Source organism: Pseudomonas sp. 4CAES_32.4, assembly GCF_058136335.1.
Window position 1 is genome coordinate 2842585 of record NZ_CM176882.1, and the last position, 17674, is coordinate 2860258.

Sequence of the window (17674 nt, forward strand, 5' to 3'; positions counted from 1 at the left end):
TCACATGGCGAAGAAACCCAAGGCAGCCACCTTTATCAAAGACCCGCTCTGGTACAAGGACGCGGTGATCTATCAAGTTCACGTCAAATCGTTTTTCGACTCCAACAACGACGGGATCGGCGACTTTCCTGGCCTGATCGCCAAGCTCGATTACATCGCCGACCTTGGCGTCAACACCATTTGGCTGTTGCCGTTCTACCCGTCGCCCCGCCGCGACGACGGCTACGACATCGCCGAATACCGTGGCGTACACAGCGACTATGGGACGATGGCCGACGCCAAGCGTTTTATCGCCGAGGCGCACAAGCGCGGTTTGCGAGTGATCACCGAGCTGGTCATCAACCACACCTCCGACCAGCACCCGTGGTTCCAGCGTGCGCGCAAGGCCAAACCCGGCTCAGCGGCGCGAGACTTCTATGTGTGGTCGGATGACGATCAGAAATACGACGGCACGCGGATCATTTTTCTCGACACGGAAAAATCCAACTGGACCTGGGACCCGGTCGCGGGCCAGTACTTCTGGCACCGTTTCTATTCGCACCAACCCGATCTGAATTTCGACAACCCCCAAGTAATGAAAGCCGTGCTTTCGGTGATGCGTTACTGGCTGGATATGGGCATCGACGGCCTGCGCCTGGACGCCATTCCGTACTTGATCGAACGCGACGGCACCAACAACGAGAACCTCCCCGAAACCCACGACGTTCTCAAGCAGATCCGTGCCGAGATCGACGCCAACTATCCCGACCGCATGTTGCTCGCCGAGGCCAATCAATGGCCGGAAGACACCCAGCTGTACTTCGGTGACACCGACGCGGCCGGCCTCAACGGTGACGAATGCCACATGGCGTTTCACTTCCCGCTGATGCCGCGCATGTACATGGCACTGGCCCAGGAAGACCGTTTCCCGATCACCGACATTCTGCGGCAGACCCCGGAAATTCCTGCGAACTGCCAGTGGGCGATTTTCCTGCGCAACCACGATGAGCTGACGTTGGAGATGGTCACCGATAAAGAGCGTGATTACCTGTGGAATTACTACGCCGCAGACCGTCGCGCGCGGATCAACCTCGGTATTCGTCGACGTCTGGCGCCGTTGATGGAACGCGACCGTCGACGCATCGAGTTGCTTAACAGTCTGCTGCTGTCGATGCCCGGCACGCCGACGTTGTATTACGGCGACGAAATCGGCATGGGCGACAACATTTACCTCGGCGACCGCGATGGCGTGCGTACGCCGATGCAATGGTCGATCGACCGTAACGGTGGCTTCTCCCGCGCCGACCCGGCCAGCCTGGTGCTGCCGCCGATCATGGACCCGCAATACGGTTATCTGTCGGTCAACGTCGAAACCCAGTCCGGCGATCCGCATTCGCTGCTGAACTGGACCCGACGTTTGCTTGCCGTGCGCAAACAGTCGAAAGCGTTCGGTCGTGGCACCTTGAAAATGCTCTCGCCGAACAACCGTCGCGTACTGGCCTACACCCGCGAATTCACCGACGCCGACGGCAAACACGAAATCATCCTCTGCGTGGCCAACGTCTCGCGCAGTGCGCAAGCAGTGGAGCTGGATCTGTCGGCCTATGTCGGCATGGTGCCGGTGGAGATGCTCGGCGGTAACGCGTTTCCGCCCATTGGCCAGTTGAATTTCCTCCTGACCCTGGCGCCGTACGGCTTCTATTGGTTCGCACTGGCTGCGGAAAACCAGATGCCGAGCTGGCACGTCGAACCGGCGCAGAGCCTGCCGGACTTCACCACGCTGGTGCTGAAAAAACGCATGGAAGAACTGCTCGAAGCGCCGTCGCGCACGACGCTGGAACAGAGCATTCTGCCGAGCTGGCTGCAGAACCGTCGCTGGTTCGCTGGCAAAGACGCTGGCATCGACAAGGTGCACATGGCCTATGGCGTGCGATTCGGCGACGCACAGCATCCGGTGTTGCTCAGCGAAATCGAAGTCACCAGCGCGGGGCAGACCAGTCGCTATCAACTGCCGTTTGGATTCATTGCCGAGGACCAGGTCGGCCCGGCGTTGCCGCAGCAATTGGCGTTGTCCCGTGTACGAAGAGTGCGACAAGTCGGTTTGATCACCGATGCGTTCAGCCTAGAAGCTTTTGTTCGTGCAGTGCTGCAAGGCATGCAGAACAACACGGTGCTGGAGTCCAGCGAAGGCGAAATCCGTTTTGCGCCGACCGCGCAACTGGAAAAACTCGGCCTCGGCGCCGAATCGGAAGTGCGTTATCTGTCCGCCGAGCAATCGAACAGTTCGGTGGTGATTGGCAACAGCCTGGTGCTTAAGCTGATACGCAAAGTCGCTTCTGGCGTACACCCGGAACTGGAAATGAGCGCTTACCTGACCGAGGCCGGATTTGCCAATATCTCTCCGCTGCTCGGTTCGGTGATTCGCCGCGATGCCAAGGGTGAAGACAATCTGTTGATGATCGCGCAAGGCTATCTGAGCAATCAGGGCGACGCCTGGGAATGGACGCAGAACAACCTCGAACGGGCGCTGCGTGACGAGCTCGCGGATGCCATGTCCGAGCAGGAACAGCATTACAACGCCTTGGGCGAACTGAAGGATTTCGCCGGCATGCTGGGCCAGCGTCTGGGCGAGATGCACAACGTGCTCGCCGCGCCGACCGACAACGCCGACTTCGCTCCGCAGGTTTCGACCGCCAAGGACATGCAGGCGACGGCCAAGGATGTCGCCGCGCAGGTCGAACACGCGCTGAAACTGCTCAAGCAACATCAGGGTGAGCTGAATGCAGCCGATCAGAAACTGGTCAAGCGCCTGATCGATGAGAAGAAAACCATCCTCGCTCACGTGCAGGATCTGGCGAAAAAAGCCACGGGTGGTTTGCGTATCCGCGTCCACGGCGACCTGCATTTGGGTCAGGTGCTGGTGATCAAGGGTGATGCCTATCTGATCGACTTCGAGGGCGAACCGGCGCGGCCATTGAGTGAACGCCGTGGCAAGCACAGCCCGTACAAAGACGTCAGCGGCGTGCTGCGCTCGTTCGATTACGCGGCGGCGATGACCATCAACGTGCACAACGTTGACCACAGCGCTGAGTCTGAAACTGCGCGGCGTCTGGTAGCCGAGCGCTATCTGCGTGAAGCCCGTGAGGCATTTGTTCAGGCATATCGCCGGGCGGCAGCTAGTCTTGAGCATGCTTGGCAAGATCCTGAAGGGGCCGACGCTGCGCTGGCATTGTTCGGTCTGGAGAAGGCGGCCTATGAAGTGGCCTATGAAGCCGAAAATCGCCCCACGTGGCTGCCCGTGCCGTTGCACGGTTTGTATGGGTTATTGACGGGGCTTAAACCCTTTTCCGATCTTGGTGGAGAGTAGTCATGAGTTTCTCGAACAAGGAACAGGGTGCGGTCAAAGAAGCGTTGCTGCCCTCGGCAAAAGATATCGATGCCTTGGTCCGCGCTGAACATCACGATCCTTTTTCCATTCTTGGTCCGCACGGCGATGGCGCTGGCGGGCAGTTCATTCGCGCTTATCTGCCCGGTGCGTTGAGCGTCGTGGTGCTGGACAAGGACAGCGGCGAAGAACGCGGCCCGCTGGAGCAAACCGAAACGCCGGGGCTGTTTGTCGGCCATTTCGATCAGGCGCGCCCGTATCAGTTACGCACGCGCTGGGCCGGTGGTGAGCAAGTGGCAGAGGACCCGTATAGCTTCGGCCAATTGCTCGGTGAAATGGATCTGTATCTGTTCGCCGAGGGCAATCACCGCGACCTCAGTGCCTGCCTCGGCGCGCAGCTGAAAACCGTGGATGGCGTCGACGGCGTGCGGTTCGCCGTGTGGGCGCCGAATGCCCGACGGGTGTCGGTGGTCGGTGATTTCAACGTCTGGGACGGTCGCCGCCATCCGATGCGCTTGCGCCATCCGTCCGGGGTCTGGGAGTTGTTCATTCCGCGCCTGCAGGCGGGCGAGCTGTACAAATACGAAATCCTCGGCGCCCACGGCATCCTGCCGCTCAAGGCCGACCCGATGGCGCTGGCCACCAGTCTGCCGCCGGACACCGCGTCAAAAGTCGCCGAACCGCTACAGATCGACTGGCAGGATCACGACTGGATGAACAGTCGCCGCGACCGCCAGAAACATTCGGCACCCCTGTCGATCTACGAGCTGCATGCCGGTTCGTGGCAATGCGAGCTGGATGATCTCGGCGAAGTGTCGCGCCAGTACACCTGGCCGGAACTGGCTGAACGGCTGATTCCTTACGTCAAGGAACTGGGTTTTACCCACATCGAATTGATGCCGATCATGGAGCACCCGTTCGGCGGTTCCTGGGGTTATCAGTTGCTCTCGCAATTTGCCCCGAGCGCGCGCTATGGCACGCCGGCGCAGTTCGCCGAATTCGTCGATGCCTGCCACCGCGCCGAGATTGGCGTGATTCTCGACTGGGTGCCGGCGCATTTCCCCACCGATGCTCACGGCATGGCGCAGTTCGACGGCACCGCGCTGTACGAATACGGCAACCCGCTGGAAGGCTTCCATCAGGATTGGGACACGCTGATCTACAACCTCGGGCGCACCGAAGTGCACGGCTACATGCTCGCGTCCGGGTTGCACTGGCTGAAGCATTTCCACGTCGATGGTCTGCGCGTCGATGCAGTGGCCTCGATGTTGTACCGCGACTATTCGCGCAAGGCTGGCGAATGGGTGCCGAACCGTCATGGCGGTCGCGAGAATCTCGAAGCCATCGACTTTCTCCGGCATTTGAACGACGTGGTCGAACTGGAAGCGCCGGGCGCACTGGTGATCGCCGAGGAATCCACAGCGTGGCCGGGCGTCAGTCAGAGCACGCAGCAGGGCGGCCTAGGCTTTGCTTACAAGTGGAACATGGGCTGGATGCACGATTCGCTGCACTACATTCAGCAGGATCCGGTGTACCGCGCCCACCATCACAACGAATTGAGTTTCGGCCTGGTCTACGCCTGGTCCGAGCGCTTTATCCTGCCGATCTCCCACGATGAAGTGGTACACGGCAAGCATTCACTGATCGACAAGATGCCCGGCGACCGTTGGCAGAAATTCGCGAATCTGCGGGCTTACCTGAGTTTCATGTGGACGCACCCGGGCAAGAAACTGCTGTTCATGGGCTGCGAGTTTGGCCAGTGGCGCGAGTGGAATCACGATCAGCAGCTCGATTGGTATCTGCTGCAGTATTCCGAGCACAAAGGCGTGCAGAAACTGATCGGCGACCTCAATCGGTTGTACCGCGAAGAACCGGCGCTGCACGATCAGGACGACGCGCCGCAGGGTTTCCAGTGGTTGATTGGCGATGATGCGATCAACAGCGTTTACGCGTGGCTGCGTTGGAGCAAGGACGGTAAGCCGGTGCTGGTAGTAGCCAATTTCACCCCGGTGCCGCGTCAGGCGTATCGGGTTGGCGTGCCGTTTGCCGGGCGTTGGACCGAGTTGCTCAACAGTGATGCTGACACCTATGCCGGTTCCAACTACGGCAATGGTGGCGGGGCGTTTACCGAGGAAGTGCCGAGCCATGGCCAGTCGTTATCGCTGGAGCTGAATCTGCCGCCGCTGGCAGTGTTGATCCTCAAGCCTGAGGGTTGATCGGGAACCGAGGTGCTTTCAATCGCTAGCAGGGCTAGCTCCCACAGGGGTTTTGTGCACGACACAGATCCAATGGGAGCTAGCTGTGATCCCACAGGGGTTTTGTGCACGACACAGATCCAATGTGGGAGCTAGCTGTGATCCCACAGGGGTTTTGTGCACGACACAGATTCAATGGGAGCTAGCTGTGATCCCACAGGGGTTTTGTGCACGACACAGATTCAATGGGAGCTAGCTGTGATCCCACAGGGGTTTTGTGCACGACACAGATCCAATGGGAGCTAGCTGTGCCCACAGTGGTTTTGTGAACGACACAGATCCAATGTGGGAGCTAGCCCTGCTAGCGATGGGGCCCTCACCAGCGCATCCGCACCCCGAGGCTGCCAATGATCCCGTTCAGGTCATTGTCATCCACATCACTGCTGTAATCGGCACTCACATACAGACTCACCGCCGGCGTCACCCGCGCCACCAGCCCCAGTCCCAATTCCACGGTCGATGACTTGCGGCTGCTGCTGATCTTGTCGACCTGATCCAGCGTCACCGTGTTGCCGGTGTACACCGTGTGCCAGAGGTTGGTGCGCACGTAAGGTTCGACCGGCAGACCATTCAAGTCGTAGCTACCTTTCAACCGTGCGCCGACGCGGCCGCTCCACGCGGTCAGGTCCGTCGATGAAGCATTACCGGAACCGGCGTAAGGGGTGTCGAGGGTGATGCGCTGGTTGATCAATTGCGCTTGCGGTTCAACCACCCAGTTTTCGCTTAAGCCAATCGGATAGCCACCTTCCACCGAGAAGGTCATGGCGCTGCCTTCGGTGGCTTGTCGCGCGCCTTGTTCGTTGCGGCTGAAGCCGGCGACCCGACCGCCACTGGCCGACAGATCGACGTGCCAGCCCTGGGCGCCGGTGAGGCTGTAATAGGCGCCGAGGCTTTGGCCTTGCAGATTGAGGGTGTCGCTGTTCGGGTCAGCCAGCGCGCGGCTGGTGATCGGGCCGTTGCCGTTGGCCTGAATCTGGTTGAGGCCGCCGATCAGGCCGATGGTCTGGGTGTGGCCGCTGCCGCTTTGCAGGGTCAGCACGGCCGGGCCTTTGAATTCGCCGCTGCCGGGTGTCGCAAAACCCGAGGACAACACGTCGCTTTGCGCTTGCCGCGAGCTGAGGCCGTAGAGCTGATCCCAGGCGTTGGGGGCAAGATCCTCGGTGATCAGATTGGCGCCGCGCAGATCCGGCCGTGGGCTGAAACGTTGCGAGTCGGGAGTGATGACAGTTGCGGGCAAGGTCATCACCGGTACGTCCGCGCGATACCACGGCAGGGTTTCATCCGCCGCAGGACCGGCCTGCGCCTCCATGGATGAGCACAGCAAGATAGAACTCGAGACTGTGCAGAATGTGATTTTGATCTCGTGTGGGGTAATTGAAATTCTCATGGAGGTCTACCTTGCAGGCGCATGCATTCTCTCTGTGTGGCGTCTCTCCTACCCCGAACGAGGGGCGACCGAATGGAGCGGGGCGAACCGTGGCCGCTCGATTTCGCGAGTGTCCGAAGGCTCGTCCCGGGTAGTGTTTCCGGGGGTAGTAAGGTAGAGATAAGAAGAGCGAGCGGCGCCCGTCAAGAAATTGAACGATGAGCGGTAGTAGTAAAACAGGATTGGCAAGCGTTTGTTTTTCTGCACATAACTAAGTGGTTGTTTGTAGGGCGAATCGCTGTGCATGCCCCGTGTTAGAGCCGTTTTATCTCCGACGGAAGGTCTACCAACTGATGCGCACACCGAGATTGCCGACCACGCCGCGCAGGTCATTGCTGTCAATATTGCGGCTGTAATCGGTACTGGCGTACACACTGACGGCGCGGTCGAGGGTTACCACTACGCCGAGACCGATGTCGGCGGTCGATGATTTTTGCTCGGTGCGGATCACGTCACTTTCGCCGAACGTCACCGAGTCGTTGCCGGAAAAGGTGTGCCACAGGTTGGCGCGCAGATACGGTTCCACCGGCAAACCACTGACTTGATAACGACCCTTGACCCGCGCGCCCAGGCGCCCGGTCCAGGCACCGTCGGAATCGAACGAGACCCGTGAGACCCCATCGTCCTGGCTGTCGAGGGAAATTTTCTGGTGGATGACTTGTGCTTGCGGCTCGACCACCCAGGTGTCGTTGATCGGCAAGGGATAACCGGCCTCGGCGGAAACCGTCAGGGCATGCCCGCGGTTGTCCAGTTTGAGTCCGCGATCAGAGCGGTTATCGCCATCGAAGCGGGTGCCCATGACGACCGTATCGATGTACCAGCCGTAGGGATCGGTCAACGTCCAGTACAGGCCGTAGCTGTCGCCTTCAAGTTTGATCTTGCCGGCGCTGTTGTCTTGAAATCCTTCGTTGAAACCGTCGACGTCGCCTTGCAAACGGCTATGGCCGACGAAGAAACCGAGGCGTTGCGTCTGCCCGCCAGAGGTGAGGGAACTGTACAGGTCATTGCCGACCTGGAAGCCGTTGAGCGATCCGTCCAGGCGCGGCGTGACCGTGCCGGCCCAGGTCTGATCGAAATTCTTCCCGTAGACCCGCCCCCAACCCGCGCCGAACGCACCGGTTTCACTGAGCAGACGCTGATCGCCCTGACGGTCATGGAATGTGCCCAAGGCGTTCAGGGTCAGTTGCGCGGCAGCGGGCGGCAACACCGACCACGTCGGCACTTCGGGGCGGTACAAGGGAATCGGTTCGGCCCCGGCGAGCGCTGCCGGCAGCACTGGCAATGGCGGGCTGCCCGCAGGGGCGATTGCCGCGACCGGAGCGGCGACCACCGGCACCAGAATCGGCGGCAGGCTCGGATCGGGGTTGGGCACGCTGACGACTTGCGGAGCGACTATCGCGGAACGCAGATACCAATTGTTTTCCGTGCCCGCCGTGACGCCGCCCTTGAACAGATAGTAATCGTAAGCACCGGCGGAGACCGGGCCGTTGAGGGTGAACGCGTTGTCGGTGCTGACCGTGCTGCCCTGGGCCTGCACCAGTTGAATGCCGTTGGCTTGCGTCAGTCCGCCGACGCCGCCGAGATTGCTGACACTGATCACCGTGGCGCCACTGAGGCTGCCGTTGTTGACCACCAGTTTGTCGCTGGGCGAGTCATCGGCACCGACCACGCTTTGCAGCAACAACTGGCCGTTGTTACCGACGTAATTGCCTTGCACGGTCAACGTATCGCCAGTGCGGCTGTTGTTGCGCGTCAGGTCGATAATCCCCGCGTTGTTGAAGGTCACGGCTTGTCCCGCGACTGCCGGCAACACCGAGCCCTGCGTCGAAAAAACGCTACTGCTGGCATCGACATTCAGCACACCGCTGCCTGTGCCTGCATCACCCAAGGCCAGATTGCTCGAACCCATATCCAGTTGGGAGCCGTTGCTCAGGTTCACTGTTTCCCAGTTTATGAAGCGTGCGGGAAGGGCCGTGCGGACATTGTCGAAGGTCAGAGTGTCGCTGCCGACACCGCCATCGATGCTGGGTGTTAACGCGAAAATGTTGTCATCGAGGTTGCGCAGGGTGGCGCTGTCATTGCCGACATCCATCAGAATCGCCGAGCGGATGATGCCGCCGCCGTCCCAAAGCAAACGGTCATCGCCGACACTGGCGCGGATCTCGCCAACGATTTCGCCGCCAGTCACGGTGATGCTGTCGTTGCCCCCGCTGACACTGATGTTGCCGCCAATCCGCCCGCCGGAGACGATGATGGTATCGGTGCCAAATCCGGTGACCAGGTTGCCGATGATCTGACCGCCAGACAGGTCGAAGATATTATTGTCGAGCTTCATGTCGACACGGCCAATGCTGCCGCCGGTCATGCGCGCGACATCACCGTCCTCGAACGCGCCGACGATGGTGCCACCGGTCATCAGGAAGGTGTCGCGGCTGTCGCCCTGAGCGAGGGAGCCGATCGAGCCACCGCTCATGACGAAATCATCGATGCCGTTGCCTTGGCTGACCGCACCGGTGATCACTCCCGAACTCATGTCGATCCGATCAGTACCACCGCCAAAGGTCACGTTGCCATTGATCTGGCCGCTGCCGGTAGCGGGGAAGGTCAGGCTGTTATTGCCGGACAAGTCGGTCAGCGAGCCACTGGTGCCACTGTCGCAGGTGAATGCGTCGTTGCCCGGACCGGCGACGAGGTTGCAGGCGGCGGAGGCGGGCGAGCTATGGAGTATCAAAAGAGAGGCAGGCAGGAAAATAACGTGCGGCAATAGCCGCCGGAATTTGGCGTAGCGCGTCATGGCAATTCCCTACTACAAAATTCGGGGAATTCATCCTTGTGCAGGCCATGAGACGGACACCAACTGCAGCTGATGCCTTACCTCAGAATCATGGCCTAACGGATTGAATGCGCTACTCCTTGAGCTGATTTAGGTGTAGTTGCTTTTGCCCATGGTTCAAGCAAGGCTGACCAACGGTCTGGTCAAAATCGCGATCAGAGATGCACTTCCACCGCCAACGGCAAGTGATCCGACAGGTGCGTCCACGGCTTGTTGCCGAGTATCTGCGGGTCATGGCTGCTGGCGTTGCGCAGGTAGATCCGGTCAAGTCGCAACAATGGGAATCGTGCCGGATAGGTCTTGGCCGGACGGCCATGATGACGTTCGAAGGCTTCGTGCAGGTAGTCGCGCCGGGCGAGGGCGGCGTTGCCCTGCAATTGCCAGTCGTTGAAGTCGCCCGCGATGATCACTGGCGCATCGTCCGGCAACGATTCGAGCAACTGACAGAGCAATTGCAGCTGCAACTGGCGATGGCTTTCGAGAAGGCTCAAGTGCACGCAGATCGCATGCACTTCCGCGTGCCCCGGCACATCCAGCACACAGTGCAGCAGGCCCCGGCGTTCAGGGCCGGTGATCGACACATCGAGGTTGCGGAATTCGCGAATCGGGTATTTCGACAGCAGCGCATTGCCGTGATGGCCGTCGGGGTACACCGCGTTGCGTCCGTAGGCGAAATCGCTCCACATGCTGTCGGCGAGGAATTCGTACTGCGAGGTCTGCGGCCATTCGTTGTAGCGGCTGGAATGGCGCTCGTGTTCGCCGACCACTTCCTGCAAGAACACCAGGTCGGCCGAGGTGCTGCGGACTGCCTCGCGCAGTTCGGGCAGGATGAAACGCCGGTTCAGCGCGGTGAAGCCTTTGTGGGTGTTGACCGTCAACACGCGCAAGCGATGAATGACGGGCGCGTCGACGGGATGACGCTTGGGATCGCTGGACACGTTCACTCCTCTGAATCCTGACTGCTTATTCATGCGACTGATGCGATGTGGCGACAGTTCCTTCCGAAGACTCAGTGAAGAACAACACAAACCCTGTGGGAGCTGGCTTGCCAGCGATGGGGCCATAACATTCGGCTTCTCAATCGCCTGATCTATTGCTATCGCTGGCAAGCCAGCTCCAACAGGGGTTGTGGAGATTCACACGAAGACAATTTCATACGGCAAGCGCATCCGCTCCAGAAGCACTGGCGGCAGCATCGGTGCAATGCCGATCGCCGGCTCTCCTTTGAGCTGGCTGGCATAAGCATGGGTGGCGTGGCTTTTGCGCGCGACGGTCCAGCTGTCGAGGCGCAGTTTGCGGGCGCGATCCCACGGGATCAGTGGCTGCTCACGTTCCGGCCAGTGCCAGGCCCAGACCGGCACATCATGGAAGGTCGCACCGACCCTTTCCGCCGCGAGCGCACTGGCGCGACCCACGGCTTCGTGGTCATCGATGCCGTCGCCGCGCCAGGTGCTGAACACCACGTCTCCGGGGCGCAGGTAGCGGCTGATGAACTCGGTCACTTGCGCTTCCTGCTCGGCCAGTGCGGTATCGGTAAAACCGCCGCGCACCCATTTCAGGCTGTGCATCGGCAAGCCGAGACGGCGCAGGGCTTCGACGCTTTCCTGCGGGCGGAACACGCTCAGGCGTTTTTCCGACCATTGCCGCGAACCCGGATGGCTGGCGCTGCCGTCGGTGATGGAGAGTAATTGCAGGGGGTGGCCGAGGCTGGAGAGTAATTGCAACAGGCCACCGCAGGTCACCACTTCGTCGCCGGGGTGGGGCGCGATGACCACCGCACGCGCACCTTCAGGCACCAGACTGCGGGTGTTGATGACGGGAATGTTGTCGAGTTGTGCCGCGCTGTTCCAGATTTGCCCTGGCAGGCTGCTTTCGCTGAGAGATGACAATTTCATGGCGGTGACGTCCTTGTTGTGTCTTGCCCTCAGTCATGTGCCGAAACGGCTGTCCACGACCCGTGAAGGCGGAGTGATAGCAACTGTGCGGCGCTCCAACCCTTGGATTACCGCGTGGCAGAGTATTGCTCAAGACACAGGATTCGTCGCGTCACAGATCAATCTGATCCGTATTTTTTTGTTCCAGCTGCGCCATATTTCGCAAAAAATCACCGAAACCGCCCGGCGCCCGACTGTCGAGGCGGGCACTGGTGTGCACCTGCGGTCGATGGCTCCAGGCAATGTTGGCACCGCAGGCTTCCAGTTGCCGCACCAGCTGCACGTCTTCGTGGCAGGTCAGCGGTTCAAAACCGCCGGCCCAGCGATAGGCGTCAGCGCTGACGCCCAGATTGGCGCCGTGGATATGCCGATGACCGTCACGCGCCTGATAGTGGCTGTGATAGCGGATCTGCGCCGCTTCATCGAAGGATTCATGCCAGCGCTCAACGGTCACGGTGCCGCACACCGCATCGGCGCCAAGGCCCAATTGCGCCACCAGCCAATCGTCGGCCACGCGGCTGTCGGCGTCGGTGCAGGAGATCCAGCGTGCGCCGCGTTCCAGCAGCACGTGCGCCCCGGCAGCGCGGGCCTGACCGACATTGCGTGCGGCGATCTCAAGGCTCATGACGGGATAGCCAGCGACGATTTGCGCCGAGCGATCGGTGCAACTGTCGAGCACCACCAGCACTTCGACGCGCTCGCCCGCGAGCAAGCCGTGCCTCGCCGCCCGCAGCGCCGCGCTCAGGCATTCGTCGAGGTGTTCTTCTTCGTTGTGCGCCGGGATCAGAATGCCGATCATCGCAAGCCCTCCAGCGCGGCCACCGAACGTGGCTCGCGGCTCCACACTTCAAGGATGAAATCCGCTTCCTGATGCAGCACCAGACGCGGCAGGCCCAAGCGTTCTTGGATCAGGTCGTGAACCTGTCGGGCATTCAGCGGGCAGTCGTCGATGGGCGGGCGCCAGTGACAGGCGAGCAATTGGCCGTCCGCAGTCAGGCTATCACTGGCCCGACGGATCATCTCTGTCAGATCATTGCCATCGAGGTAGTAGCCGATCTCGCTAAATACAATCAGGTCGAATTTTTCCTCCGGCCAGTCGCCCGGCAGGCGACTTTGGCGCACCTCCGCGTGGTCGAACAGGCTGAGCCGGGTCCGCGCCAGATTCGCCGCCGCCGCTGCGGTATCGCAGCACAATAGACGATCGCAGCGACTCGCCAGTTCGGCGCTCAACTCGCCATTGGCGCAGCCAGCCTCGAAGATTGCCCGATAGTGCGCACGCGGCAGCGCGGCGAGGGTGATCGCGCGTTTGCGTTGCTCGTACCAGCGCTGGCGGAATGCCCAAGGATCGTCGTTGCCAGCGAACAAGCCTTCGAAATAACGGTCCTCGACGCTCATAGAAACACCACCTCAAAAGGCTGCAGCAGACGATCGATCACATACGGCGCGAGCACTGGCGCGAGTCCGACGTCGGGATCGCCTTCCAACTGGCTGGCGAAGGCATGCACCGCGTGGCGTTTGCGGGCGATCTGCGCGGGTGACAGGAGAATCTTGCGCGCCCGTTGCCACGGCACCACGGCGTCTTCCGGCGTTGCCCAGTGCCAGGTCCACACCGGCAATTCGTGGCAGATAGCGCCGCCGCGTCGCGCAGCTTCGGCACTGGCGCGGCCCACGGCTTCGTGATCACTGTGGCCGTCTTCGCGCCACGTGGTGAAAACCACATCGCCGGGGCGCAGATGGCTTTCGATGAAGGCGCAAAGGGCTTGTTCCTGCGCGCCGACTTGGGTGTCGGTAAAGCCTCCCCGCAACCATTTCAGACTGTGCATTGGCAGGCCGAGACGGCGCAGGGCTTCGGCGGACTCTTGCGGGCGCACGATGCTCAGGCGCTCGACCGGCCAACGTTCAGAGCCAGGATGGCTGGCGCTGCCGTCGGTGACCGAGATCAGCTGCAACGGTCGCCCGGCCGCCGCGAGCAATTGCAGCAAACCACCGCAACCGAGGATTTCATCGTCCGGGTGCGGCGCAATAATGACTGCCCGTGCATTCGCCGGTACGAGGCTGAGGACGTCGATACTCTCCAGCTGCGCCAACTGCCGCGAACCTTGCCACTGCTGCAGCGAGGTGCCTTGGCCGACAATCGGATTGTCGTTCATAGCGACCAGACCTCTGCGGCTTGGCTGGCCACTGTCTGGCCGAGAGCGGCGAGGTCGCGTTCAGCATGGCTTTGACGCAGGAACACCGGCAAATCGGCGATCAACCGGGCGAACTGGCGATCCTTGCAAAAGGGCCCGGCACCGAGGGCGCGACCGACTTCACGCATGACCTGTTCGGCGGATTGCTCTACCACCGCACGGGCGCGGCGGGCGAGTAATTGCGCATCGGCGTCGGGTTGCGCATCAATGTGCAGGGCACTGCAACGCAACACATCAGCCGCCGCTTGCAGAGCTGCGTCAACCGCGCCGAGATGGGCGAGGGAGTGGGGTTCTTCGCGTTGCCCGCACTGTGCGCGCAAGCGTTCGGCGATCTGCTGGGCGGCGCCATACCAACACGCCGCAATGCCGATTCCGCCTTGCCAGAAACCCGGCCGTTGCAGGTAATCGCCGGGATTGCCGATGGCTTGGGCTTCGGCGTTGTCGAAAAGCACTTCAACGCTGCCGGTGGCGCCCATGCCGACGGCTTGCCAGCCTTGATCGGTGACCGTCACGCCGGGTTGGTCGAGCGCCACGGCGACCAGTTGTTGCTGATCGTCCGCGTCCCATGCTGTGAGCAATGCATGACTCAACACTGCCGCGCCGGAACACCACGCTTTGCGCCCATTCAGCGCGACCATATGCCCGACCGGCGTTACTTTCACCCGCGCCTGCGGCGGTTCCGCCGCCCACATTCCCCACGTACTGCCGGGGGTTGGCGAGCCGCCGAGTTGCTCGATGATCGCCAGCGCGTCGGTGTGGCCCTCATACAATTTGCACAAGCCGAGATCGTGGCCGCCGACTTCTGCCAGCCGCTGAAAGCGTTCCAGCGTATAGCCGCTGCCGGGCAACGGCAGGCGATCCAGCCCGGCCTCGACCAGTGCCCGCAGGCAACTGCCGAGAGCGGCAGTGTCGGCGTAGTCCGGCGTTCGGCGGGCGAGATAACTGTGCAGGTCCATATCAATCTTCTTCATCGCGTTGCAGTTCGAACAGCAGCAACGAGCGTCCGGTGACCGAGTATTCGTGCCCGAACTCGAAGCGTTCCTGACCACGGATCGCCGGCTGATTGGTGTCGATCATGCAGGTCCAGAAACCGCCGTCCGGCACTTCCGGCAACGTGAAATTGACGATGTCGTGGTGCGCGTTGACCACCAGCAGCAGCGTCGCGTCGCCACCCTTGCGGCGAATCCCGGTTTCCTGGGCGCGGCCATCAAGCAACATGCCGAGGCAGCGATTGTGCGCGTCGTGCCAATGCTCGGTGGTCATCTCGGTGGCGTCGGGCGCCAGCCAGGTCACGTCTTTGACGCCGATGTCCTCGTTGTACTCGCCGACCAGGAAGCGTCCGCGCCGCAAAATCGGATAGGCCAGACGCAACTTGATCAGACGTTTGACGAATTTCAGCAGCGCCTTGCCGTCTTCGCTCAGGTCCCAGTTGACCCAACCGATTTCACTGTCTTGGCAGTAGGCGTTGTTGTTGCCGTCCTGGGTGCGGGCGAATTCATCACCGGCGACGATCATCGGCGTGCCCTGAGAGAGCAGCAGCGTGGCGAAGAAATTGCGCATCTGCCGATGACGCAGCTCATTGATTTCGGGGTCGTCGGTCGGGCCTTCGACGCCGTGGTTCCACGACAGGTTGTTGTTGCTGCCGTCCTGATTGTTTTCGTCGTTGGCTTCGTTGTGCTTGTCGTTGTACGAAACCAGATCGTTAAGGGTGAAACCGTCGTGGGCGGTGATGAAGTTCACCGACGAATACGGCCGGCGTCCACGCTGATTGAACATCTCACCGGAGGCGGTCATGCGGCTGGCGAAATCTGCAACCTGACCGTCATCACCTTTCCAGAAGGCGCGCACGGTGTCGCGGAACTTGTCGTTCCATTCGACCCAGCCCGGCGGGAAGTTGCCCACCTGATAGCCGCCGGGGCCGCAGTCCCACGGCTCGGCAATCATTTTCACCTGACGCAGCACCGGGTCTTGGCGGCACGCGACGAGGAAGCTGTGGCGCTCGTCGAAACCGTCGTGATAACGCCCGAGAATGGTTGCCAGGTCGAAGCGAAAACCGTCGACGTGCATCTCGCTGGCCCAATAGCGCAGGGAGTCAGTGACCATTTGCAGCACGCACGGGTGGCTCAGGTCGAGGGTGTTACCGGTCCCGGAATCGTTGATGTAGAAGCGTTTGTCGTCGGGCATCAAACGGTAGTACGAGGCGTTGTCGATGCCGCGCATCGACAGGGTCGGGCCTTGTTCGTTGCCCTCGGCGGTGTGGTTGTAGACCACGTCGAGGATCACTTCGAGATTGGCTTCGTGCAGGTGCGCGACCATCTCCTTGAACTCGGCGATCTTGCCACTGGCCAGATAACGCGGGTCCGGGGCGAAGAAGGCGATGCTGTTGTAGCCCCAATAGTTGGTCATGCCTTTGTGCAGCAAATGCTGGTCGTTGACGAAGGCGTGAATCGGCAGCAACTCGACCGACGAAACGCCGACGCTGCGAATGTGTTTGAGCACATCGTCATTCATCAGACCGGCAAAGGTGCCGCGCACGTTTTCCGGCACCGAGGGGTGACGCATGCTGATGCCGCGTACGTGGGTTTCGTAAATGATGGTCTTGTCCCACGGCACGCTGACGCGCTGGTCGTTGCCCCAGGTGTGCGCAGGGTCGATGACTTTGCACTTGGGCACGAAAGGCGCGCTGTCGCGTTCATCGAAACTGAGGTCGGCGTCGGGGTGGCCGATGGTGTAGCCGAACAGCGCTTCCGACCATTTCAGTTCACCCACAAGTTGCTTGGCGTACGGGTCGATAAGCAATTTGTTGTGGTTGAAACGGTGCCCATTGGCCGGGTCGTACGGGCCGTAGACGCGGTAGCCGTAGATCAGCCCCGGATGGGCATCGGGCAGGTAGCCGTGGTAGATCTCGTCGGTGTATTCCGGCAGTTCGATGCGTTCGAGTTCAACTTCGCCGGCATCGTCGAAGATGCACAGTTCAACCTTGGTGGCGTTGGCGGAAAACAGTGCAAAGTTGACCCCCAGACCATCCCAGGTCGCACCGAGCGGGAAGGGCAGACCTTCACGGATTCTCGACGGTTCGGCGTGCGCGGCGGGCTCGGCTTTCTTTGGACGGGTCATGATTGCTCCTGCAAATCGGGTGAATTCTGGGCTGACACAACACCCTGTAGGAGTGAGCCTGCTCGCGATAGCGTTCTGCCAGTCGACATCAGTGCTGGATGTCAGATCGCAATCGCGAGCAGGCTCACTCCTACAAGGGACTTGTGGGTTTCTTGAGGACGAAGGCGTCCCCGGTGGCGAGCAAGCCCGCCACACATTCATTCAGTTCGATAATCCGGTTAGCGTCAGATCGCCGAAGGCTTTCGCGGCGACTTGGGCTTTTTCTCAGCGGCTTTTTCGCCCGGGGGAATCACTTTTGCAGCGCCCGCGGGTTTGGCTTTGGCCGGCGGTTTTGGTTTGGCGGCCGGGGCCTTGGGCTCGGCGGTCTTGCCCGCAGCTTTGCTGCCAGCGGCTTTCGGCGGCTTCTTCGGTGCCAGGGCTTCAGCCTCTGCCAGCTTGCGCGCCATCTCCCAGTGGCGCTCCTCCTGGCCAGCAGGCTGACCTTCCGATTCCCAGATTTGATAGGCGAATTCGCGAATGCGTTTATCGTCGGTACTCATCGCAATGCTCCTGAACT

The 17674-nt window shown here is 61.0% G+C and carries 12 protein-coding genes; 2 read left to right on the forward strand and 10 right to left on the reverse strand.

Going from position 1 to position 17674, the window contains the following annotated elements; all coding sequences use genetic code 11:
- The first annotated feature begins 4 nt into the window (after window positions 1-4).
- Together treS and glgB are read left to right on the forward strand one after the other, a co-directional pair.
- Window positions 5-3346, forward strand: coding sequence for a maltose alpha-D-glucosyltransferase (gene treS / locus AC3Y64_RS12785; protein ID WP_489987736.1), 3342 nt, complete (start codon window positions 5-7; stop codon window positions 3344-3346).
- A gap of 2 nt (window positions 3347-3348) precedes the next feature.
- On the forward strand, window positions 3349-5580 hold the full coding sequence (glgB, locus tag AC3Y64_RS12790; protein WP_489987737.1) for a 1,4-alpha-glucan branching protein GlgB: 2232 nt from the start codon (window positions 3349-3351) through the stop codon (window positions 5578-5580).
- A gap of 355 nt (window positions 5581-5935) precedes the next feature.
- Here the strand turns inward: glgB and AC3Y64_RS12795 are convergent, their stop codons facing one another.
- The 10 genes from AC3Y64_RS12795 to AC3Y64_RS12840 all read right to left on the reverse strand — a co-directional run bounded on the left by AC3Y64_RS12795 (window position 5936) and on the right by AC3Y64_RS12840 (window position 17657).
- A complete protein-coding gene (locus AC3Y64_RS12795) occupies window positions 5936-7006 on the reverse strand; it encodes an autotransporter domain-containing protein (protein WP_489987738.1) in 1071 nt (356 codons plus the stop codon).
- Window positions 7007-7328: 322 nt separating this feature from the next.
- On the reverse strand, window positions 7329-9839 hold the full coding sequence (locus tag AC3Y64_RS12800; RefSeq protein ID WP_489987739.1) for an autotransporter family protein: 2511 nt from the start codon (window positions 9837-9839) through the stop codon (window positions 7329-7331).
- A 194-nt stretch (window positions 9840-10033) separates the two neighbouring features.
- Window positions 10034-10816 carry an endonuclease/exonuclease/phosphatase family protein gene (locus AC3Y64_RS12805; protein WP_489987740.1) on the reverse strand — a complete coding sequence of 261 codons (783 nt, stop codon included), beginning with the start codon at window positions 10814-10816 and terminating at the stop codon, window positions 10034-10036.
- A 198-nt stretch (window positions 10817-11014) separates the two neighbouring features.
- Window positions 11015-11773 (reverse strand): PIG-L deacetylase family protein, encoded by a 759-nt coding sequence (locus AC3Y64_RS12810; RefSeq protein ID WP_489987741.1) that lies wholly within the window; start codon window positions 11771-11773, stop codon window positions 11015-11017.
- Window positions 11774-11924: 151 nt separating this feature from the next.
- A complete protein-coding gene (locus AC3Y64_RS12815; protein WP_489987742.1) occupies window positions 11925-12611 on the reverse strand; it encodes a glycosyltransferase family 2 protein in 687 nt (228 codons plus the stop codon).
- On the reverse strand, window positions 12608-13207 hold the full coding sequence (locus tag AC3Y64_RS12820; protein WP_489987743.1) for an SAM-dependent methyltransferase: 600 nt from the start codon (window positions 13205-13207) through the stop codon (window positions 12608-12610). Before AC3Y64_RS12820 ends, AC3Y64_RS12815 begins: the two co-directional genes overlap by 4 nt.
- Entirely contained in the window at window positions 13204-13962 is a 759-nt protein-coding gene (locus AC3Y64_RS12825; protein WP_489987744.1) for a PIG-L deacetylase family protein, read from the reverse strand. The genes AC3Y64_RS12820 and AC3Y64_RS12825 overlap by 4 nt, the downstream gene beginning before the upstream one ends.
- The gene (locus AC3Y64_RS12830; RefSeq protein WP_489987958.1) at window positions 13959-14957 is read right to left on the reverse strand and encodes an acyl-CoA dehydrogenase; all 999 of its coding nucleotides are present in this window, start codon (window positions 14955-14957) and stop codon (window positions 13959-13961) included. Before AC3Y64_RS12830 ends, AC3Y64_RS12825 begins: the two co-directional genes overlap by 4 nt.
- 1 nt (window position 14958) lies before the next feature.
- Window positions 14959-17118, reverse strand: coding sequence for a glycogen debranching protein GlgX (gene glgX, locus AC3Y64_RS12835; RefSeq protein WP_489987745.1), 2160 nt, complete (start codon window positions 17116-17118; stop codon window positions 14959-14961).
- A gap of 224 nt (window positions 17119-17342) precedes the next feature.
- Complete coding sequence (locus AC3Y64_RS12840) at window positions 17343-17657, reverse strand: DUF2934 domain-containing protein (RefSeq protein ID WP_489987746.1); 315 nt, start codon at window positions 17655-17657, stop codon at window positions 17343-17345.
- Window positions 17658-17674: the final 17 nt, after the last annotated feature.